The organism is Amycolatopsis sp. NPDC005232 (assembly GCF_040607795.1).
In the GTDB taxonomy this organism is placed as follows: domain Bacteria; phylum Actinomycetota; class Actinomycetes; order Mycobacteriales; family Pseudonocardiaceae; genus Amycolatopsis.
Map to the genome: position 1 here is coordinate 1 of NZ_JBEXHL010000036.1, position 19630 is coordinate 19630.

Sequence of the window (19630 nt, forward strand, 5' to 3'; positions counted from 1 at the left end):
CACCCCTGCATAAAAGGGGGCCCCGCCCGCTGTAGGGGGCGCCCCGCCCCTCTTTTCGTCGCTAACGGCGGGCGTAGACGCTGACGTCGTCGATGTTCGCCTTCGACCGGTCCGGCAGCGCGATCACACACAGGATCGTGATCACCGCGGACAACACGATGTAGATCGACACCGAGTACGGCGTGCCCGTCAGGTGCAGCAGCCAGGTCGCCAGCAGCGGCGCGGGCCCACCCGCGAACACCGACGCCAACTGGTACCCGAGGCCGGCGCCGCCGTAACGCAGGTGGGTCGGGAAGCTCTCGCCGATCAGCGCGGCTTGCGGCCCGTACTGCATCGCGTGCGCGACCAGCGACACGATCACCGCGATGAAGATCAGGGCGTGCCCGCCGTGGCTCAGCACCGTGAAGTACGGGAACGCGATCAGCGCCGTGAGCACCGCGCCGGTCAGGTACACCCGTTTTCGGCCGATGCGGTCGGAGAGCTGGGAGAACACCGGGATCAGCACCAGCTCCGCCAACGCGCCGACGAGCACCGCGTTGAGGACGAACGTCTTGCTGAACTCAGGACGCTCCACCACGTACACGAGCACGAAGCTGGTGAACAGGTAGAACGGCATCTGCTCGCTGAAGCGCAGACCGGCCGAGAGCAGGATCTCCCGCCAGTGGTGGCGCACCGCGTCCTTCACCGGCGCCTTCGACGTCTTCTTGTTCGCCACCACCGCCGCGAACATCGGCGTCTCGAGGATCCGCAGCCGGATCACCAGCCCGATGACCACGAGCACCAGACTCAGCAGGAACGGGATCCGCCAGCCCCACGAGTCGAAGTCCTCTTTCGACAGCGTCGCCGACAGCAGCGTCATGCCACCGGTTCCGAGCACCAGGCCGACCGGCACGCCGATCTGCGCGAAACTCGCGAGCAGCCCGCGCCTTCGCTGGTCACCCCATTCCATCGCGAGCAGCACCGACCCGCTCCACTCACCGCCGATCGCGATGCCCTGGATCAGTCGCAGCAGCACCAGGATCAACGGCGCCGCGAACCCGATCGACGCCGTCCCCGGCAGCACCCCCACCACCGCCGAGGACAGGCCCATCAGCAGGAGCGTGACGATCAGCGTCGCCTTGCGCCCCAGCCGATCGCCCCAGTGCCCGAAGATCGCCGCGCCGACCGGCCGGGCCGCGAACCCGACCGCGTAGGTGGCGAACGACTGCATCACGCCGGCGTATCCGCTCGAGGAGGGGAAGAACAGGTGCGGGAAAACAAGTGCCGCTGCCGTGTTGTAGAGGAAAAAGTCGTACCACTCGATCGTCGTGCCGATCGACCCGGCGAGCGCCGCTCGCCGCACTTGCACTCGACGGTCTCCCGTGGACGCTTGGACTGACTGGCTGACTTCGTTGTCGCCTAGAACCATGGGTGCACACCTCTCGTGACTGGCGTCACTCAATAGTGTGAGCCGTGCCCGCCTGTTTGGCGATTCCTGACGAACGATGCGGGAAGGTCGTTTCGTTCCGTCACCCTTTGTGGTCGTATTCCGCCGAAAACCACGGTCTGCGATTGTTCCGAAAACTTCGCGACGGGATGTCGGAAACCCGTGCGCGGCTCCGTCCCCGCAGCGACAACAGACCGAAGCTCACCGGCCGGACCGACACCACCGAGGAGAACCCCGTGGACCGCAGCGAGATCACCGAGATCCTCGACCGCCCGCTCAGCCAGGAGCTGCTCGAGCGCGACCTGTCCCGCCTGGCGTACGTCGCCCAGGACGGGACGCCGCGCAACGTGCCGATCGCGTTCACCTGGAACGGCACCGAGATCGTCATGTGCACCGCGAAGAACGCGCCGAAGCTCCCGTCCCTGCGGGCCAACCCGATGGTGGCGCTCACGATCGACACCGAGGTGCACCCGCCCAAGATCCTGCTCATCCGGGGCCGCGCCGAGCTCGACGTCGTCGACGGGATCCCCGAGGAGTATCTGCAGATGAACGGCAGCTACAAGATGACCGCCGAACAGCGGGTCGAGTGGGAGGCCGAGGTCCGCTCGCTCTACGACGGCATGGTCCGCATCGTCGTGACCCCGACCTGGGCGAAGCTCATCGACTTCGAGACCACACTGCCCAGCGCCGTCGAAGAGCTGGTCGAGCAGCGCGCCGAGCGTCAGCAAGCCTGAAAACCCCAGCCGGAAAAAGTTTCGCCGCGGGATGTCGAGAACCCGCGAACGGCTGCGTCCCCGTACCGAACCCGGCCAGAATGGGCCGGACCACACCAAGGAGAACGACGATGGCCAAGTACCTGCTGCTCAAGCACTACCGCGGCGCGCCGGCCGCGGGCAACGACGTGCCGATGGACCAGTGGACCCCGGAGGAGGTCACGGCCCACATGCAGTACTTGCGTGACTTCGCGGCCAAGCTCGAAAGCACCGGCGAGTTCGTGGACAGCCAGGCGTTGTCGCAGGAAGGCACGTGGGTCCGCGCCGGCGGCGAGGGCCGGCCGCCGGTCACCGACGGGCCGTTCGCGGAGACCAAGGACCTCATCGCCGGCTGGGTGATCATCGACGTCGAGACCCACGAGCGCGCAGTCGAGCTCGCCGGCGAGCTGTCCGCGTCGCCCGGTACGGGCGGGAAGCCGACCCAGGAGTGGCTCGAGGTGCGCCCGTTCTACGGCGAGTGCCCCGCCATCACCGAATGACGGCACCGGTGGACGAAACCCTGCTGCGGGCCCTCACACCGGCCGTGATCGGGATCCTCGGCCGCCGCGGAGCGGATTTCGCGGCGGCCGAGGACGCGGTGCAGGAAGCCCTGGTCGAGGCCGTGCGCGTGTGGCCGGACGACCCGCCGCGAGACCCGAAGGGCTGGCTGGTCACCGTCGCGTGGCGCAAGTTCCTCGACGCCGTGCGCGCCGACTCCTCGCGGCGCGACCGCGAGCTGCGCGCCGACGAGGAGCCCGAACCCGGCCCGACCGAGGTCGCGGACGACACGCTGCAGCTGTACTTCCTGTGCACCCACCCGTCGCTGACCCCGGCTTCGGCCGTCGCGCTCACGTTGCGCGCGGTCGGCGGGCTGACCACGCGGCAGATCGCGCAGGCCTACCTCGTGCCCGAGGTGACGATGGGCCAGCGCATCACCCGGGCCAAGAAAACCGTGGCGGGTGTGCGCCTGAACCAGTCCGGCGACGTCGGCACGGTGCTGCGGGTGCTGTACCTGGTGTTCAACGAGGGCTACTCCGGCGACGTCGACCTCGCCGCCGAGGCCATCCGGCTCACGCGCCAGCTCGCCGCCCGGATCGACCACGAGGAGGTCGCAGGCCTGCTCGCCCTCATGCTGCTCCACCACGCCCGCCGCCCGGCGCGGACCAGCGCCGACGGCCGGCTCGTGCCGCTGGCCGACCAGGACCGCAGCCAGTGGGACACAGGCCTGATCGCCGAGGGCGTCGACATCCTGCAGGCGGCGCTCGCACGCGACCGGCTGGGCGAGTTCCAGGCCCAGGCCGCGATCGCCGCGCTGCACGCCGACGCGCAGGCGGCCGAAGAGACCGACTGGGTGCAGATCGTCGAGTGGTACGACGAGCTGGTGCGCCTCACCGACAGTCCGGTGGCCCGGCTCAACCGGGCCGTCGCGGTCGGGGAGGCCGACGGTCCCCGCGCGGGCCTGGCCGCGCTCGCGGAGCTCGACCCCGCCCTGCCCCGCCACACCGCCGCGTCGGCGTACCTCCACGAACGCGACGGCGACCCGGCCACCGCGGCCCGGCTCTACGCCGAAGCCGCCGCGGCGGCGCCCAACCTCCCCGAACGCGAGCACCTCACCCGGCAGGCCGCCCGCCTGAACTCCCGGCTGCGCGGGTGAACGCAGCCCGGGGTCAGGCGGTCGCGTAGATGTCACGGTAGAGCTTCAGCGCGCGGCGGGTGAGGTCGTCGCCGTCCGTCGCACCAGATCCCGCAGACCGTCCACAGTGGTCGCGACCTCGAGTCCGCCGACTCGGCTGAACCCGTCCGGGACCTCGTCGTAGCGCGCGGCGCCGGCCCGCGCCAGCTCGGTCAGCACGGGAGCCACGTTGAACAGCCCGACGATCCCCGCTCCGACGATGACGACGTTGCGCATCTGCGCCCTCCGAAACCGTGCCCACCCACCCTGGCGCAGCGCTCCACGGGTTGACACGTAGGAATTATCCTACCTATTGTTTCCGGCATGACCGTCTCCCGCATCCAGTTCGTCACCGTGCCGGTGGCCGACCAGGCGAAAGCCCGCGAGTTCTACGTCGACAAACTCGGGTTCGAGGTCGTCGTCGATCGCCACGGCCCGGCCGGCCGGTTCGTGATGGTGGCGCCGAAGGGCGCCCAGACCGGCCTGGTGCTCGTCGACTACCCGATCTCCGGTGTCACGCTCACCGGCCCGCTGCACTTCCAACTCGACACCACCGACCTCGACGCCGACGTGGCCGCGTTGCGCGACAACGGGATCGAGGTCCCCGAGCCGCAGGCGATGCCGTGGGGCCGCGCGACCTCGTTCCGGGACCTCGACGGCAACGGCGTCGGGCTGCTCGAGCCCTCGGCGTTCGGCAACCGGCCGGGCTGAGCGGCGTGCCTGTCAACGACGACGTCTTCGCCGCGCTCGCCAACCCCGCGCGGCGCGAGGTGCTGCGGATGCTGCTCGAAGGCCCGATGGCCGCCGGCGATCTGGCCGAGCGCTTCGACATGCGCCGGCCCAGCCTGTCGGAGCACCTGCGCGTGCTGCGGGAAGCCGGCCTGGTCACCGAGCAACGCGCCGGGCGCAACCGCCTCTACTCCCTCGAAGCCGCGCCGCTGGAGGAAGTCACGACGTGGCTGCACCCGTTCGAGCGGTTCTGGCGCACGAAGCTCACCAACCTGCGTGACCTGCTCGACGAGGAGGACCTGTGACCGAGGCCGCGCCGAACTCGGAAGACCCGACGGCGGTGCACGTCGACCAGTTCCTGCCGCACCCCGCGCGCAAGGTCTGGCGCGCGCTCACCGAACCCGAACTGCTGGAACGCTGGCTCGCGATGCCCAACGACATCAAACCCGTGGTGGGACACCGCTTCGAGCTGCTCGCCCAGCCCGTGCCGGCGGCCGGGTTCGCGGGCGGGCCGGTGCGTTGTGAGGTGCTCGTGGCCGACCCCGAACGCGAGCTGAGCATCAAGTGGGGTCCGAAGTGGACGGTCACGTGGCGGCTCGTGCCGGAGGGCACCGGCACCCGGCTGTTCCTCAGCCACGAGGGCTTCGACCCCGACGACGAGTTCGAGCGCGTGTCCCGCCGGATCATGGGCGGTGGCTGGCGCTCGCACGTGCCGCAGGCCCTGGAGCGCGTGCTCAGCGCGCTGCCCGGCTGAACCCGGCTACGATCAGGCACCGTGACGGAGTCCAAACCGCTGCGCGCCGACGCCCGGCGCAACCGGGCCAAAGTGCTCGAAGCCGCGGAGACGGTGTTCGCGGCCAAAGGCACGGGCGCCCCGACCGAAGAGGTCGCCCGCGAGGCGGGCGTGGGCGTCGGCACGGTGTTCCGGCACTTCCCGACCAAGGAGGCGCTGCTCGAAGCGGTGCTCTACGCGCGGCTGCACCGCTTCGTCGACGAGGCCGAGGTGGTCGTCGCGCAGGACTCACCCGACGCCGGCGCCGCGTTCTTCACGTTCCTGACCAGCTGGATCGAGATGTCCAGCGCGAAGAATGCCTACTTCGAAGCCCTCAGCGCCGCCGGCGTCCACGTACCGAAGGCCGGCTCGGACGTCGCCACGCACCTGCTGGAAGCGCTCGGGGTGCTGCTGCGCCGCGCGCAGGACGCCGACGCGGTGCGCGCCGACCTCACCGTGGCCGAGCTGATCCCGGTGATCATCGGCACGGCCAAGGCCGCCGAGCACATCGGCGCCGACTGCGCGCTGCGCGACCGCGTGGTCGCGATCCTGTTCGACGGCCTGCGCCCGGCCTTGTCAGCCGCGCACGCTCCGCGCGTCGGGGCCTGACTCAAGCGCGCCTGACCCAAGAACGCCTGATCCGAACGGTTCCAGCACCGGGCGCTTCGGGCTCATCGTGTCGCCGGAAGACTCGCCGCGCAGGCGGCGCTGCACCCAAGGCCACGCGTGCTCGCGGCTCCAGCGCAGGTTCTCCTCGCGGCGTTCGCGGGTCGACAGGCGCGGGCGCGGCTCCAGCTCGGCCGAGGTGAGGTCGTGGGGGACCCCGAGCGCGCCGAGCACCGCGATCGCGATCTCGAGGTGGCCCCGGGAGTTGAGGTGGAGGCGGTCCGGTGCCCACAGTCGCCGGTCGCGCAGCTGCCGCATCGACCACATGTCCACCAGCAGCGTGCCGTGGCGGGCGGCGATGCCGCGCACGTTCTCGTTGTAGATCGCGACGCGCCCGCGCATCTGCCGGAACAGCGCATCCTCGACCCCATCGACACCGGTGAACAGAACGACCCGGGCGCCGGTCCCACGTAGCCGGGCGACGGCGAGCTCGTAGGAGTCAGTCAGCGCGTCGATGTCGACCTTCGGCCGCATCAGGTCGTTGCCGCCCGCGTAGAGCGTGACCAGGTCCGGTTCCATCGCGATCGCCGGCTCGACCTGCTCGGCGAGCACCTGCGGCAGCAGCTTCCCGCGGATGGCGAGATTGGCGTAGCGGAAGTCCGGCTCACGGGCGCCCAGCACCTCGGCAACGCGGTCGGCCCAGCCGCGCACGCCGTTCGGCGCGGCGGGATCGTCGTCGCCGACACCTTCGGTGAAGGAATCGCCCAGAGATACCAAGCGGTTGGTCATAACGAGAACCCTAATGCAGCCCGAATCGTCCCTTGATCGCCTCCGGTGTCACAGAGTGACGAGATTCGCTGAGATTTCTCCACGGATGGCTGAACTTCTCAGCGTCTCCGTCCGTTGTTGCGAGTGTGAAGTCACGATCCGGTCACCGTCGCTCCCGCCACGGCGCGCTGGCACTCGCCATTGTCGCTGGTGCGGGCCTCGCCGGCTACGTCACCATCCAGAAGGGCCCGGCAGCGTCCGCCGCCGGGACCGCCGACGCGGCCGAGGTCGCGCACACGCGGGCGGGCACGGCCGGCCAGGGCTCGTCGGCCCAACCGAAGCCGTCGCCCAGCAGCACTGCTCCGGCCTTGCCGCCGAGTGTGATGCCGTTCAACGCGAAGCTCACGTCGAAGGACATCCCCGTCGAGGGCGGCGGCGTGCGCGGCGGTGGCTGCAGCGGGTCCCTGATCGCGCCGGACTGGATCATCACGGCCGGGCACTGCTTCCACGACCTCGACGGCACCCGCGCCGGCGGCGCACCGAAGTACCACATGACGGTGGCGGTCGGGAAGATCAACGACGAGGACCCGCGCGGGCACGTGGTGCAGGCCGTGGACGTGCGCCAGTCGCCGGTCAACGACCTCGCGCTGGTCAAGCTCAGCGCCCCGATCACCGACATCGCACCGCTGACGCTGCCGACCGGGCCGCCGAAGGTCGGCGAGGACGTCGACTTCGTGGGCTGGGGTTCGCTCTCGGCCACCGTTGTCGCGCCGGCCGACCACATGAAACGAGGCCATTTCGAGGTCAGCGACATCCGCCACACCGAGCTCGACATGAGCCCCCTGGAGGCGCGCACCGTCGAGAACAGCCCGTGTCACGACGACTCGGGCTCACCGTTTTTCATCCCCCAGGGCGACCAGAGGGGCCGGCTCGTGGCGATCGAGGACAACGGCCCGGATTGCCCCCAGCCCGGTGTGGAGACCACCGCGCGCGTGGACACGATCCTCGACTGGATCCACGCGCAGATGAGCTGAGTCAGGCGCTGAGCTGCCGGGCCCGGTGGTCGGCGACGTTGACCCGCGTGCCGCACCGCGTCGAGCAGAAGCGGCGGCGGCCGTTGCGCGAGGTGTCCACGAACGCGATCCCGCAACCCTCACGTGCGCACAGGCCGAAGCGGTCGGGCGCTTCGCACACGAGGTGGGCGAGCCCGCCGGCCGAGTGCGCCTGCACGCGTTCCACGGCCTCGGCGTCTTCGCCGGCGTAGTGCAGGTGCGGGGGTTTGCCGTCGTGGCCGGAGATGTGCGGGCGCACCGCCGCGGTGAGCAGTAGCCGGTTCACCAGCTCCACCTGGTCCGCTTTGCCCGCGCCGAAAACTTCACGCAGCCGCCGGCCCCAGTCGAGGATGCGGGCGCCTTCGTCGTCGGTGATCCCGGTCAGCGTCATGCCGTGGGCCCGGCAGGTGTCCAGCACGTCGTCCGCCGAGACGCTGTCGTCCTGGGCCAGGGTGGCCAGCGCCGCCGCCACCTGAGCACCGGAGCCGCCGTAAGGGTTGAAGTGCACTGACTCATTACAGCACGATCGGGGCATGGATGAGAACCGTTGCCCCCGTTGTGGCTGGCCCCTGGCCGAACTGCCCCCGTCCGCCGTCGTGCCTGCTTCACGCGGCAGCCGTGCCGACTACGTCCGCTGCCTGTGCGGCAGCTGGGTCGCGCGACTCGGTGGTGTGGTGGTCGGGTCGACGCGGCCGGCTACCAGTGGGCGGGCCGGCTGAGGCGTTCGGTGAGCCGGGTCGTGTTGTCGCCGCGGGCGGCATTGACCTGCGACTGCGTGAGGAACAGGCACGCGGTGAGGTCCGCGCCGCGGACGTCGGCGTCGCGCAGGTCCGCCCCGATCAGGTCGGCCTGGCGAAGATCGGCGCCGCGCAGGTCCGCGGCGATGAGGTAGGCCCCTCGCAGGTTCGCGCCCCGCAGGTCCGCGTTCGCGAGCTTGGCCCCCATGAGATCGGCGCCCCTGCGGTCCTTCTTCTTGCCGCGCACCCCGTCCCGCACGAGCCGGCTCGTGGCCTGCAGCAGCACGTCCACGTTGGCGCGCTGCTCGGCGACGTCCAGCGCGAGCAAGGTGCCGGGGTCGGTCAGAGTGAGTTGTCCGGTCTCGGCGAGCGCGGCGTCGAGACCGGCGTGCAGCTCCCGGGTGACGTCCAGGGACCGGGCTTCGGTGAGGTACCAGAGCAGTTCGTGCAACTGGCGCATCACAGGCAGCGCGGCGAACATCTCCTTCGCGCCACCCGGTTCGCTGCGCCAGTCACGCCCGGCGAAGGTGATCTGCGAGATCTTCTGCCCGGCGCCGAAGCAGTCGTAGACGGTACAGCCGGAGAACCCCTTGTCCCGCAGGCGATCGTGGATGCCGCAGCCGAACTCCGGTTCCAGGTTGACGCACGGCTCGCCGGCCGCCTTGTCCATCGCGAAGTCCGCGGAACGCGTGAAGGTGAGGGCGACACAGCACAGCCCGAAGCAGCTGCCGCAGTCGGCGATGAGCGAATCGTGGTGGGACAAGTGTTCTCCTGGCCGGCCGGGTTCTCACCAGGGTATCGGCGCCGCCGTTGCCGCTCTGGACTACCGGCGTACAGCGACTGGCAGACCTTCGGCGGGAGGCGATCGCTCGCAGGGCCGGCCACGCCTCCGGCACCGTCGTGACCGCCGTCCGGACGACGTCCAGGTGCTGTTCCATTCCCCGTTCGAACAGCGCGTTGTGCACCGCGAGCCGTGGTCGCACGTCAGTCGGCGCTGGTGTCGTCGGGGAACCAGCTGCTCGCGACGAGGTCGACGGCGCTGCGTTCCGGCGCGCGGGCGGCGTGGTCGTAGGTCTGCTGGGTGGTGTCGATGCTGCTGTGGCCGACGTCGGCCTGCACGTGGACCAGTTGGGCGCCCGCTTCGACGGCGGTGGTGACGTAGAAGTGGCGCAGCGCGTGGGGGTGCATGGCGCCGGCGATGGGTTCGAGGTCGGTGCCGCCGGTGGCGGTGATGCGGCGGAGCAGCTGCCAGATCGCCTGGCGCTGGTAGCGGTTGCCGGTGCGGGTCAGCAGTAGCGGCGACGGCGGGGCGTGGCGCGCTTGGGTCCGGCGTTCGACGGTGGTCTCGCGTGAGGCGGCCGCGGTGTCGCGGGCGGAGAGGTAGCTCATGAGCGCGTTCTCCGCCGGGACACTGAGGTAGACCACGCGCGTCTTGCCGCCCTTGCCGAGCACGCGTAGCGCGCGACGGCCGCGGGTGACGTGCAGGTCGGAGCGGTCCAGGCCACACAGTTCGCTCACGCGGAGCCCGAGCGTGAAGAGCGCGACCACGGACACCGCGCGCGCCGTGTCCAACGGACTGGCGCCGCGCCGGGGTGTGCCGGCGGCGGTGTAGAGGGCGCGGACCTGGCGTGTGGTGAGGGTGACGGTGCCGGACGTGCTGCTCGCGGCCGTGGCGAGGCCGAGCCGGCGGCGGTTGAGGGCGGCGGGGTTTCCGGTGACGAGGCCGGTGTCGGCGAGGTAGCCGTAGAGCGCTTTGACGGTCGCGAGCATCCGGTCGCGCGTCGCGGGGGCGGCGTCGGCGGTGGCGAGGGTGTCGAGCCAGCTCTTCACGTCGGCCGAGGTGGCGGTCATCGGGTCGAGGCCGCGGGTGACGCACCAGCGGAACCAGTGGTGCGCGCGCAGCCGGCCGCGCGGTGCGGGCGGGGGAGCGGTGGCGGAACTCGGGCTCGAGCTCGGGCTGAGGCGGAGGGCGTCGGCGTAGTGGAGGACGGCCGTGCGCCAGGTGTCGAGGCGACGTCCCGGTTCGGCCCACTCGGCGAGGTCGGCCGCGGTGACGGGGAGGCCGAGTCCTTCGGCGTAGGTGCGGCGGGTGGCCTGGTTGCCGTAGCCGGCGAGCCAGTCCGCGATCGCGTCGAGCAGTGCGGCGGGGTCTTCGACGCCCGGCCAGACGTCGTGGTCGGCCGAGAGGGGGTACCCAGTTTTCGAGCCGGTTTCGAGGCTCACGATCTCACTCACAGCTGCTGGTTCCGTCACTCTCCGTCGACCGATCATCTTCCCTGGCAGCTTAGCAACAAAAGCTCTGTTCTGTAGCTGACCAAGGTATTAAGTTACATAACTAAAACCTCAGTTACAGGTTACGTAACCGATCAGATAGGCTTCAGAAGTGACTGAGGGAGCTGTGATCGAGGACCGGACCGCCGCGCTGTGTGGGTTCCGGCAGTGCCGGGCGCCGTTGCCGCCGCCGGGACCGCGTGGGGGCCGGCCGTTCGAGTTCTGCCCGGACCGGCGCTGGCCCGGGGACCGCACGTGCAAGCAACTCGCCGCCGCCGACCAGGCGCTGCGCGAAGCACTGGGCGATTCGGTCTCACACGCCGGCCTCACCGACGCGGCCGCGGAGTTCGTCCGCGCCGCCACGGAGCTGGGTGGGCCGCTGCAGACGCTGCGCAACGCTCTCGACAGCGTCGCCGCCCGCGCCCAGGACGAGGTGACCTCCGCCCTCACCCGCGCCGAGACCGCGGAAGCCCGCGCCACCGAAGCAGACGGCCTCCGCCAAGCCGCCGAAGCCCGCGCGCTGGAAGCCGAACAAGCCACCGCCGCCGCCCAGGCCCACGCCCAGGAACAGGCCGACCTGGCGAAAGCCGCCCAGGAAACGGCCGCGACAGCGGTGAAAGCCCGCAAGGCGGCCGAGCTCGACCAGGCCCGCGCCGAAGCCTCCGCCACCGCCGCTGCCGAACGCGCCGACCAGGCCGCCACCGACACCCGCACCGAACGCACTCGCGCCGACGCCCTCGCCGCAGAGCTCGCTCAACGCTCCGAGCGGCTCGCCGTCCGCACCACCGAACGCGACGCGGCACTCACCAGCCTGGCGCAGGCAAGCGCGCGCGAAGAGGAGGTCCGGCGGGACCTCACCGGCCGGCTCGACCAGGCCACCGAGGCGCTCACCACCTCCCGGGCCCGCCTCGGGGACCTCGAGCAACGTCTGGACGCCGCTCACCAGCACCAGCGCACGGAATCCGCTGCCTCGGCCGAAGCCGTCGCGGAGGCACGCAGCCGGTCGGCCGTCCTGGCCAGCCGGCTGGACGCGGCCCAGGAGCAGCTGACCCGGGCCGCGGAGCACCACACCGGCTTGCGGTCCCGGCTCGAGGGCGTGCACAGGCTCGCGCTGGCGACTCCCACCGAGAACACCGACCTGCGCGCGGATCTGCTGGCGGAACTGCTCGATCTGCCCGGGGAGACCCCACCGCCCGGGCTGTGAAGTTTCAACCGCACGCCGCTTCGGCCGCCGTGAGACCAGGTCCTGCCAGCCGAGGCGACTGACGGCTCGCGCACCTGCCGTGGGCGGCGTGCGGAGCCGCTTTCCCTTGACCGGCAGAGGAAGACGGTCGTCGAACGCCGGCCCCGCACCGCGGAGGCGGCCGCCCGCCGATCCGGCGGAGCCGTGGCACGCGTCGTCTGACGTGCGCGTTCGTGCCTTGCGGCCACGACGGCACGCGCGGGACATTGGCCGCGGGGGAATCGGACAGGGGAGGGAGAACGTGATGACCGCACAGTCACAGACCGATCCGACCTTCTACCGCAGCCCCGGCGACGCGATCGCGGCCCCGCCGGAGAAGCTCGCGTACGTCGTGGCATTCGACCGGACGGCCGCCAAACCGGACGCCCTGGCGACGGTCGACGTGGATCCCGACTCGGGCACTTACGGCAGCGTGGTCGGCTGGTCGGAGCTGCCGGGCAGCGGCGACGAACTGCACCACTTCGGGTGGAACGCGTGTAGCAGCGCGTTCGCGCACACCGGACACGACCCGGACGGCCTGCGCCGCCGGTTCCTGCTGCTGCCCGGGCTGCGTTCCTCGAACATCCACGTGTTCGACACCCAGCCCGACCCGCGCCAGCCCGTCCTGCACAAGACGGTGACCGCGGCCGAGCTGGCCGAGAAGGCCGGGTACTCCCGTCCGCACACCTCCCACTGCGGGCCGGACGGCGTATACCTGTCGTGTCTCGGCGCCGGGGAAGGCTCGGGCGGTCCGGGCGGCATCGCGCTGCTCGACCACGACACGTTCGACGTGGTCCGTGCGTGGGAGACCGACCGGGGCCCGCAATACCTGGCCTACGACGCGTGGTGGCACCTCAACCGCAATGTCCTGGTCAGCAGCGAGTGGGGTACCCCCGCCATGATCGAGGACGGCATCAATCCGGAGCTGCTGCTGGGCCACAAGTACGGGCACTCACTGCACTTCTGGGACCTGGCCGAGGGCCGCCACCGCCAGAGCGTCGACCTCGGCGAGCAGCACCAGATGGTGCTCGAGGTGCGCCCGGCTCACGACCCCGACGCCACATGGGGGTTCGTCGGCGTGGTGGTGTCCACCGAGGACCTGTCAGCGTCCGTGTGGCGCTGGCACCTCGACGGCGCCACCTGGGCGGTGGACAAGGTGATCACCGTGCCCGCCGAGCCCGCCGACGCCGCGGACCTGCCACCGGCGTTGCGGCCGTTCGGTGCCGTGCCGCCCCTGATCACCGACATCGGCCTCAGCGTGGACGACCGGTTCCTGTACGTGTCGTGCTGGGGCATCGGCGAGCTCAAGCAGTTCGACGTCAGCGACCCCGCCCGGCCGAAGGAGACCGGCTCGGTGCGCCTCGGGGGCATCACCGGCCGGGTCCCGCATCCGTCCGCGCCGTCCCTGCAGCTCTCGGGTGGCCCCCAGATGGTCGAGGTGAGCCGCGACGGTCGCCGGATCTACGTCACCAACTCCCTCTACGGCGCCTGGGACGACCAGTTCTACCCGGACGGTGTCGGGGCCTGGATGGCGAAGCTCGAGACCGATCCCGCCGTCGGCGGGCTGCGTGTCGACGGGAAGTGCTTCCTGCACGGCGACGACTTCCGTGGCCTGCGCCCGCACCAGGTCCGATTGGAGGGCGGCGACGCCTCGTCGGACTCGTACTGTTTCCGCTGATCTGAGCACCCGACCGCGACCGGCCGAGTCGGTCAGATCGCGGTTTCCGTGAAAGGGGACGCGCAGAGACTGCAGGTGATCGGCCCCAGCTCGAGGACCGACCGGGCCGCGCGGATGCGGCGCGGCTTGTCGCACCCGCACACCGCGGCCACGTAGTTCGGCCCGCCGCGGTGAGCACCGCGGCCGTCCACCGGCGCGATCACGATCGGAGCCGGTGCCGGCACGACGACATCGGGCTGGTCGGGGTCCGTGCGCAGCGGCTGCGGAGCCTGCGCACGGACCACCTCCTGCTCGGTGTGCCGCCACACCGTCAACGCCCGTTCGAGAACACGCACCGAATCCGCGTAGGCGTCGATCGTCTCGGGCAAGGCGGTGGTGGCCGACCACCCGATCCGATCCGCCTGCTCGGCCCGCACACCCAGCTCGTGGGCGAGCGCCGCGAACCGCTTGTTGTGGTACCGGCCGTCGCTCACGTCCACGATGTCGCGCGTGGCGGCGAGACCGTGGGCGGCTTCGTGCAGCGTGGTGGCCAGGATGTCGGTGGCGGGGCGGCGCAGGCCTTCGGCACCGAGGAAGAACTCGGCGCGCGGATCCTCGCCGGGGCCGACGTGCCAGCGGGAGCGGGCGAAGTGGCCGTGGATCTCGGTGGTGGTGCCCATCGTGCCGGACGCCAGGACGAGGATGGCCTCGGGCACGTCGGGGTGGCGGCGGCGGATTTCGGCCCACAGTTGTTCCATCGCGTGCATGACGCGGGTCGTCGGGCCGAGTTCAGGGATCACGCCGCGATCTTGCCGCTTAAGCGGTAACCGGGCCACCGAGCCCGTCGAGGACGCGGGCGAGGCCGGCGTCGAACGCGGTGTCCGGGTCGGGGTGGGAGCCGAGGTCGACGGCGCGGGCGAGGGTGGGGTAGCGGCCGGTCGCGAGCATGCGCCGCAGGTAGGGAGCCGACGCGCGTTGCCACTGCGCTTCGTCCTGGCCGGACTCGCGTTCGCGGCGCAGCTCGGTGATCTCGCTGCGGACGGCGCCGGTCACGTAGGAGTGCACGGCGTGCACCGCGACGAGCGCGTCGTCGAGGTCGCCTTCGTCCGCGGCGGCGAGCGACGCTTCGAGGTAGGCCAGCGCGTTCGGGCCGAGCCCGGGGCGCCCGCCGAGGAGGTCGGCGAACCATTCGTGCCGGTGTGCAGCCGTGCGGACCGCGTGGGCGAGCGCCCGCAGGCCCGCGCGACGGTCGGTGCCGGGCTCGGGCAGGGGCAGCTCGCCGTAGACGGCGTCGGCCATGAGGTCGAGCAGTTCGTCCTTGGTGGAGAGGTAGCCGTAGAGGCGCATTGGCCCGGCGCCGAGCGCGGCCCCGACCTTGCGCAGCGACACGGCCTCCAGCCCTTCGGCGTCGGCGAGCGCGCAGGCCGCGGCAACGATCCGCTCCCGGCTCAGCGGGGTCGGCGCCGATCTGGCCGGTGGCTCGGGCCGTTCCCACACCAGTTCGCTCATCGCGGTAACGATACACCGCACTCGTCTATACAGCGTATTGTAGAAATACACTGTATCGATCGGAGTTCTCATGCCTCGCATCGCCATCGCCGGAGGGGGCCTCGGTGGGCTGACGCTCGCCCGGGTCCTGCACGTCCACGGCATCCACGCCGACGTCTACGAACGCGACACCGGCCCGACCGCTCGCATCCAGGGCGGCACGCTCGACCTGCATCCCGCCGGCGGCCAGCTCGCGCTGCACGAAGCGGGGCTGACTTCTGGGTTCCGCGCCATCGCCCGGCCCGAGGGCCAGGACCTGGTGCTGCACGACCACACCGGCACCCTGCTGCTGCGCGAGGACACGCCCGACGACGAGTTCGGCCGCCCGGAAGCCGACCGTCCCGCGCTGCGCAAGCTGCTGCTCGACGCCCTGCCGCCCGAGACCGTCCACTGGGGACGCGCCGTGGAGGACATCACGCCGCTCGCCCACGGACATCGCCTGCACCTCGCCGACGGCAGCACCGCCGACTGCGACCTGCTCGTCGGCGCGGACGGCGCCCGTTCCCGCGTCCGCCCGCTCGTCACCCCGGCCGAACCCGCGCACACGGGCGTGAACGCGATCGAGCTCGTGATCCCCCACATCGACCGGGCCCATCCGGCGCTGTCGGGGATCGTCGGGCGCGGCAGTTTCATGGCGATCGGCCCGAACCGCACGCTGTCCGCGCAGCGCAACGGCGATGGCAGCGCCCGGGTGCATCTGACGATGCGCGGTGAGGAGGACTGGTTCGCGACCTCGGGCATCGCGTTCGACGACCCGGCGACGGCCAGGAACCAGCTGCAGGACCTCTACGCGGGCTGGGCCCCGGAGTTCCTGCAGCTGGTCGCCTCGGCCGAAGGACCGATCACCCGGCTGCCGATCACGGCGCTGCCGGTCGGCATGAGCTGGGATCCGGTTCCGGGCGTGACATTGCTGGGCGACGCGGCGCACCTGATGCCGCCGTTCGCCGGGGCGGGCGCGAACCTGGCGATGCTCGACGGCGCCCGGCTCGCCTTGGCACTCGCGTCGGCAGAAGACGTGCGCGGCTTCGAGGAGGAGATGTTCGCCCGCGCCGCAGTGGAGGCGCGGGACTCGGCGGCGAACCTGGCGAAGTTCCTGTCGCCGCGCGGCGCCCAGGGGGTGCTGGAGCTGATGCGGTCCCTGGGCGCCGTGGACGTCAGCTCAGGTGCTTGATGACCTCGGCGAACGCGGCGAGGTGCGGTTCGAGCACGCTGATGTAGGTGGTGCCGAACGTTTCGCGGTAGCGCTCGAGCCGCTCGGCGATCTCGCGCGGCGAGCCCACGAGCACGCCGGGCAGCTGGGTGAGCTGCTCGTCGGGCAGGCCGCTGGCCTGGCGGATGATGCCGAGGTCGAGCTCCTCGACGCTGTCGCCGACGGCCGCGACGAACAGGTTCAGCTCGATGTCGCCGAAGCGGTCGCCGGCGGCGTCGCGCAGCACCTGCACGCGGTGGGCGAACGCGTCTTCCGGGGCGGTGCCGGCGGTGACGCCGGCCATGATCGAGAAGCTGAAGATGTCGGCTTCGCGGCCACCGAGCGCCACCATGCGGTCGCCCGAGCCGGACAGCATGATCGGCGGCACGGCGGTGCCGGTTTCGGCGGCGAGCAGCTCGCGGGTGGCCTTGAGCGTGGACTCCAGCCTGCGGATGCGCTCGCCTCCGGAGCCCATCGGCACGCCGACGGCCTCGAACTCGTTCGGCATGTAGCCGGTGCCGAGACCGAGTTCGAGCCGGCCGTCGGTGAGGCGCTGCACGTCGGCGACATCGCGCGCGAGATAGGCGGGGCTGAGGATGCCGGCGTTGAGCACGTAGGTGCCCAGCCGGATGCTCGTGACGTCGGCCGCCGCGACCAGCGCGGGGAACGGCGAGGGCATCCCGAGGTGGTCGGGGACCTGGAGCACGTCGTAGCCGCGGTCCTGCACCTCGCGGGCACGGGCGCGCCAGTCCGTGCGGGAGCCGACGTTGAGCAGGGAGACCCCGAAGCGGAAGGGCTGGGTAGTCATAGGGGCGGATCCTTCGCATGCGGACGAACGGAGAAAGCCGGTACGGCCTCCGGCTCACACGTACGCCACGCTAGTCCCGTTCAACGCCATGATCGAGATCACGAGGTTTCGCGACCCGTACCGGTGACGCGGGGTTCGCGCAGGTGGTCGAGGACCCGCCCGAGCTGGTGGACGAACTGCTCGCGCTCGGCCGCGGGCAGGGGTGCGGTGAGTTCGTCCTGCACGTCGTCGAGGGTTTTCGTCATCGCGGCGAGGTGGGTGCGGCCTTCGCCGGTGAGGGTCACGACGTTGCGGCGCCGGTCGGCCGGGTCGGGTGCGCGCTGCACCAGGCCGGCGGCCTCCAGCTCGCCCACGGCCTCGACGACGTAGCTGCGGTCGATACGGCAGCGCCGTCCGAGCGCGGCCTGGCTCGCGGGGCCGAACTCGTCGAGCGCGGCGAGCAGCGCGTAGTGGTAGCGACGGAACCCGGCGGCGTCGAACGCCTCGCCCACCAGCCGCGTGACCTGCGTGGCGAGCTGGGTGACGAGCCAGCTGGGCCGGCTGCGCAACAGGGTGGGGACGCGGTCGTCCCCGGTGTTCTGCATGGGCAGAGCGTAACGGCGACGCGTGGCCGCGACGCGGGAAGTGGCTGCTTCGCGCAGCTACCTCCGGGTGATCGCCCGGAGCGAACCCCGCACGCCGTGAGCGAACGCCGGCCCCACGGCCTCGCCCACGCTCCTACGTTCGGGGCGGACAGGGATCTCGCGCGGAGAAGGAGAAGACGATGACGTTGACGGTGGTTCCCGGGATGCACGCGGCGGGGCAGCAGCCGAACGAGTCGGTGTACGAGCAGTTGCTGCGCGACCGGATCGTGTTCCTGGGCACCGAGGTGACCGACGAGGTGGCGAACCGGATCACGGCGCAGCTGTTGCTGCTCGCCGCCGACGACTCCGAAAAGGACATCACCTTCTACCTCAACTCGCCCGGCGGTTCGGTCACGGCGGGTATGGCGATCTACGACACGATGCAGCTGGTGAAGCCGGACGTGGCGACGTGGGGGCTGGGGTTCGTGGCGTCGATGGGGCAGTTCCTGCTCTCGTCGGGCACGCCGGGCAAGCGGCACTTGTTGCCGAACACGCGGATCGTGATGCACCAGCCGTCGGCGGGGATATCGGGGGCGGCGACGGACATCGCGATCCAGGCGGCGGTGTTCGGGAAGATGAAGCGGCGGATCGCGGAGCTCACGGCGGCCCAGACGGGGCAGCCGGTGGAGCGCATCACCGCCGACGCCGACCGCGACCGGTGGTTCGACGCCGAGGAGGCCCTGGCCTACGGGTTCGTGGACCACATCGTGGGCGCGGAGCGGGTCGCGACGGCCTGACCGTCCCTTCCGGACGGACTCTCGGGCACGCGCGTCCCGGCGTCCTCACGCCGGGACGCGCGTGCGGTACTGCTGGGGGCTGCGGCCGTATTCGCGTTTGAACGCGGCGCTCAACGCGAACGCGCTGCCGTAGCCGACCTGGCGGGCGATCGCGCCGATCGTCGTGTCGGGCTGCTGGCGCAGCAGGTCGGCGGCCAGGGCGAGGCGCCACGCGGCGAGGTAGGCCATCGGGGGCTCACCGACGGTGGCGGTGAAGCGCCGTGCCAGGGCGGCACGGGAGACGCCGGTGCCGGCCGCGAGCTCGGCGACGGTCCACGGGTGTGCGGGCTGGTCCTGCAGCAGCCGCAGCGCGCGGCCGGCCACGGGGTCGTCGTGGGCGCGATACCAGGCGGGCGCGGGTGAGCCGGGGCGGGCGAACCAGGTGCGCAGCGCCGCGATGAGCAGCAGGTCCAGCAGGCGGTCGAGCACGGCTTCCTGGCCGGGCACGTCCTTGCCGATCTCGGTCGCGAGCAGCGGGACGAGGGGGCTGTCCCAGTCGGCCGCGCGAACCAGCAGGGTCTGGGGCAGGGCGGCGAGCAGCCGTCGCGACACCTCGCCCACCCGTGGATACGTCCCGGTGAGCAACACGGTGGTGCCGCCGGCGGGGGTGCCCCAGGTGCGTACGCCGACGTCGATGAGGTCGATGAGGTGCTCGCCGTCGGGGGTGCGGCACTCCTGGCCGGGCAGGATCACCGCCTGCGGCGGGGTGGCCGGGTCGTCGGCGAACAGATACGGGTCCGGGCCGAGGGCGATCGCGATGTCCCCCGCCTCCAGGTGCGTGGCGTCGCCGTGGTCGGGCACGAGCCACGCCTCACCGGCCACCACGGCGACGATGGTGAGCGGGGCTTCGTCCTCGATGCGCAGTGACCACGGCGGCGTCAGGACCGAGCGGAGCAGGAAGGCCCCGTGCGCGCGGGGCCCGTCGAGGAGCGCGGCGAGCGGATCCATGCCCAGCAGTGTAGACGCTGGAACATGCGATTGAGCTGATGAACCATGGAGAGTCTCATCTGCCGGCGCTTCAC

General features: G+C 71.4%; 23 protein-coding genes. 12 read left to right on the top strand and 11 right to left on the bottom strand.

Translation table 11 applies throughout. The annotated features are described in order from the left end of the window. Positions 1-61: 61 nt before the first annotated feature. Positions 62-1408, bottom strand: coding sequence for an MFS transporter (locus ABZU76_RS41920; protein ID WP_354880980.1), 1347 nt, complete (start codon positions 1406-1408; stop codon positions 62-64). A gap of 254 nt (positions 1409-1662) precedes the next feature. Here ABZU76_RS41920 and ABZU76_RS41925 point away from each other — a divergent pair, with 254 nt between their 5' ends. The 3 genes from ABZU76_RS41925 (at position 1663) to ABZU76_RS41935 (ending at position 3832) form a co-directional block, all read left to right on the top strand. Beyond that, a complete protein-coding gene (locus tag ABZU76_RS41925; RefSeq protein WP_354881205.1) occupies positions 1663-2160 on the top strand; it encodes a pyridoxamine 5'-phosphate oxidase family protein in 498 nt (165 codons plus the stop codon). A 110-nt stretch (positions 2161-2270) separates the two neighbouring features. Next, complete coding sequence (locus ABZU76_RS41930; protein WP_354880983.1) at positions 2271-2678, top strand: YciI family protein; 408 nt, start codon at positions 2271-2273, stop codon at positions 2676-2678. Beyond that, positions 2675-3832 carry a DUF6596 domain-containing protein gene (locus tag ABZU76_RS41935; protein ID WP_354880986.1) on the top strand — a complete coding sequence of 386 codons (1158 nt, stop codon included), beginning with the start codon at positions 2675-2677 and terminating at the stop codon, positions 3830-3832. Before ABZU76_RS41930 ends, ABZU76_RS41935 begins: the two co-directional genes overlap by 4 nt. Positions 3833-3877: 45 nt before the next feature. Here the strand turns inward: ABZU76_RS41935 and ABZU76_RS41940 are convergent, their stop codons facing one another. Further along, positions 3878-4087 (bottom strand): hypothetical protein, encoded by a 210-nt coding sequence (locus tag ABZU76_RS41940; RefSeq protein WP_354880989.1) that lies wholly within the window; start codon positions 4085-4087, stop codon positions 3878-3880. Positions 4088-4174: 87 nt separating this feature from the next. Between ABZU76_RS41940 and ABZU76_RS41945 the strand changes: the two genes are divergently transcribed. Genes ABZU76_RS41945 through ABZU76_RS41960 form a run of 4 tightly spaced genes read left to right on the top strand, consistent with a single transcriptional unit; the run spans position 4175 to position 5960 of the window. Beyond that, complete coding sequence (locus ABZU76_RS41945) at positions 4175-4561, top strand: VOC family protein (protein WP_354880992.1); 387 nt, start codon at positions 4175-4177, stop codon at positions 4559-4561. Positions 4562-4566: 5 nt separating this feature from the next. After that, positions 4567-4884, top strand: coding sequence for a metalloregulator ArsR/SmtB family transcription factor (locus tag ABZU76_RS41950; protein WP_354880995.1), 318 nt, complete (start codon positions 4567-4569; stop codon positions 4882-4884). Positions 4885-4919: 35 nt separating this feature from the next. Beyond that, positions 4920-5333 (top strand): SRPBCC domain-containing protein, encoded by a 414-nt coding sequence (locus tag ABZU76_RS41955; protein ID WP_354881208.1) that lies wholly within the window; start codon positions 4920-4922, stop codon positions 5331-5333. Between the two features lie 21 nt (positions 5334-5354). Continuing rightward, positions 5355-5960 carry a TetR/AcrR family transcriptional regulator gene (locus ABZU76_RS41960; RefSeq protein ID WP_354880998.1) on the top strand — a complete coding sequence of 202 codons (606 nt, stop codon included), beginning with the start codon at positions 5355-5357 and terminating at the stop codon, positions 5958-5960. Here the strand turns inward: ABZU76_RS41960 and ABZU76_RS41965 are convergent. Beyond that, positions 5928-6746 carry an SGNH/GDSL hydrolase family protein gene (locus ABZU76_RS41965; protein ID WP_354881001.1) on the bottom strand — a complete coding sequence of 273 codons (819 nt, stop codon included), beginning with the start codon at positions 6744-6746 and terminating at the stop codon, positions 5928-5930. The two genes, ABZU76_RS41960 and ABZU76_RS41965, sit on opposite strands and share 33 nt — an antisense overlap. A 125-nt stretch (positions 6747-6871) precedes the next feature. Between ABZU76_RS41965 and ABZU76_RS41970 the strand changes: the two genes are divergently transcribed. Further along, entirely contained in the window at positions 6872-7759 is an 888-nt protein-coding gene (locus tag ABZU76_RS41970) for a trypsin-like serine protease (RefSeq protein ID WP_354881004.1), read from the top strand. A 1-nt stretch (position 7760) separates the two neighbouring features. Here the strand turns inward: ABZU76_RS41970 and ABZU76_RS41975 are convergent, their stop codons facing one another. From ABZU76_RS41975 to ABZU76_RS41985, 3 genes are all read right to left on the bottom strand, one after another. Beyond that, positions 7761-8285: a CGNR zinc finger domain-containing protein gene (locus ABZU76_RS41975; protein WP_354881007.1), complete on the bottom strand. Its 525-nt coding sequence runs from the start codon at positions 8283-8285 to the stop codon at positions 7761-7763. A gap of 188 nt (positions 8286-8473) precedes the next feature. Next, on the bottom strand, positions 8474-9277 hold the full coding sequence (locus tag ABZU76_RS41980; protein ID WP_354881010.1) for a pentapeptide repeat-containing protein: 804 nt from the start codon (positions 9275-9277) through the stop codon (positions 8474-8476). A 221-nt stretch (positions 9278-9498) separates the two neighbouring features. Then, the gene (locus ABZU76_RS41985) at positions 9499-10749 is read right to left on the bottom strand and encodes a tyrosine-type recombinase/integrase (protein WP_354881013.1); all 1251 of its coding nucleotides are present in this window, start codon (positions 10747-10749) and stop codon (positions 9499-9501) included. 148 nt (positions 10750-10897) lie between these two features. Between ABZU76_RS41985 and ABZU76_RS41990 the strand changes: the two genes are divergently transcribed. Together ABZU76_RS41990 and ABZU76_RS41995 are read left to right on the top strand one after the other, a co-directional pair. Further along, the gene (locus tag ABZU76_RS41990; protein WP_354881016.1) at positions 10898-11989 is read left to right on the top strand and encodes a response regulator receiver protein; all 1092 of its coding nucleotides are present in this window, start codon (positions 10898-10900) and stop codon (positions 11987-11989) included. Between the two features lie 283 nt (positions 11990-12272). Then, the gene (locus ABZU76_RS41995) at positions 12273-13685 is read left to right on the top strand and encodes a selenium-binding protein SBP56-related protein (RefSeq protein WP_354881019.1); all 1413 of its coding nucleotides are present in this window, start codon (positions 12273-12275) and stop codon (positions 13683-13685) included. A 32-nt stretch (positions 13686-13717) separates the two neighbouring features. Here the strand turns inward: ABZU76_RS41995 and ABZU76_RS42000 are convergent, their stop codons facing one another. Continuing rightward, positions 13718-14464, bottom strand: coding sequence for a hypothetical protein (locus ABZU76_RS42000; protein ID WP_354881022.1), 747 nt, complete (start codon positions 14462-14464; stop codon positions 13718-13720). A gap of 16 nt (positions 14465-14480) precedes the next feature. Further along, entirely contained in the window at positions 14481-15173 is a 693-nt protein-coding gene (locus ABZU76_RS42005) for a TetR/AcrR family transcriptional regulator C-terminal domain-containing protein (RefSeq protein WP_354881025.1), read from the bottom strand. Positions 15174-15243: 70 nt separating this feature from the next. Between ABZU76_RS42005 and ABZU76_RS42010 the strand changes: the two genes are divergently transcribed. After that, the gene (locus ABZU76_RS42010; RefSeq protein ID WP_354881028.1) at positions 15244-16383 is read left to right on the top strand and encodes an NAD(P)/FAD-dependent oxidoreductase; all 1140 of its coding nucleotides are present in this window, start codon (positions 15244-15246) and stop codon (positions 16381-16383) included. Here ABZU76_RS42010 and ABZU76_RS42015 read toward each other — a convergent pair. Then, on the bottom strand, positions 16367-17209 hold the full coding sequence (locus tag ABZU76_RS42015) for a TIGR03621 family F420-dependent LLM class oxidoreductase (protein WP_354881031.1): 843 nt from the start codon (positions 17207-17209) through the stop codon (positions 16367-16369). The genes ABZU76_RS42010 and ABZU76_RS42015 overlap by 17 nt on opposite strands. Before the next feature lie 98 nt (positions 17210-17307). Further along, the gene (locus ABZU76_RS42020) at positions 17308-17793 is read right to left on the bottom strand and encodes a MarR family winged helix-turn-helix transcriptional regulator (RefSeq protein ID WP_354881034.1); all 486 of its coding nucleotides are present in this window, start codon (positions 17791-17793) and stop codon (positions 17308-17310) included. 179 nt (positions 17794-17972) lie between these two features. On the opposite strand from ABZU76_RS42020, the gene ABZU76_RS42025 reads away from it, so the two are divergent. Beyond that, on the top strand, positions 17973-18569 hold the full coding sequence (locus ABZU76_RS42025; protein WP_354881037.1) for an ATP-dependent Clp protease proteolytic subunit: 597 nt from the start codon (positions 17973-17975) through the stop codon (positions 18567-18569). A gap of 45 nt (positions 18570-18614) precedes the next feature. Here the strand turns inward: ABZU76_RS42025 and ABZU76_RS42030 are convergent, their stop codons facing one another. After that, positions 18615-19556 (bottom strand): AraC family transcriptional regulator, encoded by a 942-nt coding sequence (locus ABZU76_RS42030; protein WP_354881040.1) that lies wholly within the window; start codon positions 19554-19556, stop codon positions 18615-18617. Positions 19557-19630 lie beyond the last annotated feature (74 nt).

What these genes read in the sequence shown, in the direction of transcription:
- ABZU76_RS41920 (WP_354880980.1), bottom strand. Translation starts at nt 1,408, where the DNA reads ATGGTTCTAGGCGACAACGAAGTCAGCCAGTCAGTCCAAGCGTCCACG.
- ABZU76_RS41930 (WP_354880983.1), top strand. Translation starts at nt 2,271, where the DNA reads ATGGCCAAGTACCTGCTGCTCAAGCACTACCGCGGCGCGCCGGCCGCG.
- ABZU76_RS41935 (WP_354880986.1), top strand. Translation starts at nt 2,675, where the DNA reads ATGACGGCACCGGTGGACGAAACCCTGCTGCGGGCCCTCACACCGGCC.
- ABZU76_RS41940 (WP_354880989.1), bottom strand. Translation starts at nt 4,087, where the DNA reads ATGCGCAACGTCGTCATCGTCGGAGCGGGGATCGTCGGGCTGTTCAAC.
- ABZU76_RS41945 (WP_354880992.1), top strand. Translation starts at nt 4,175, where the DNA reads ATGACCGTCTCCCGCATCCAGTTCGTCACCGTGCCGGTGGCCGACCAG.
- ABZU76_RS41965 (WP_354881001.1), bottom strand. Translation starts at nt 6,746, where the DNA reads ATGACCAACCGCTTGGTATCTCTGGGCGATTCCTTCACCGAAGGTGTC.
- ABZU76_RS41995 (WP_354881019.1), top strand. Translation starts at nt 12,273, where the DNA reads ATGACCGCACAGTCACAGACCGATCCGACCTTCTACCGCAGCCCCGGC.
- ABZU76_RS42005 (WP_354881025.1), bottom strand. Translation starts at nt 15,173, where the DNA reads ATGAGCGAACTGGTGTGGGAACGGCCCGAGCCACCGGCCAGATCGGCG.
- ABZU76_RS42010 (WP_354881028.1), top strand. Translation starts at nt 15,244, where the DNA reads ATGCCTCGCATCGCCATCGCCGGAGGGGGCCTCGGTGGGCTGACGCTC.
- ABZU76_RS42015 (WP_354881031.1), bottom strand. Translation starts at nt 17,209, where the DNA reads ATGACTACCCAGCCCTTCCGCTTCGGGGTCTCCCTGCTCAACGTCGGC.
- ABZU76_RS42020 (WP_354881034.1), bottom strand. Translation starts at nt 17,793, where the DNA reads ATGCAGAACACCGGGGACGACCGCGTCCCCACCCTGTTGCGCAGCCGG.
- ABZU76_RS42025 (WP_354881037.1), top strand. Translation starts at nt 17,973, where the DNA reads ATGACGTTGACGGTGGTTCCCGGGATGCACGCGGCGGGGCAGCAGCCG.
- ABZU76_RS42030 (WP_354881040.1), bottom strand. Translation starts at nt 19,556, where the DNA reads ATGGATCCGCTCGCCGCGCTCCTCGACGGGCCCCGCGCGCACGGGGCC.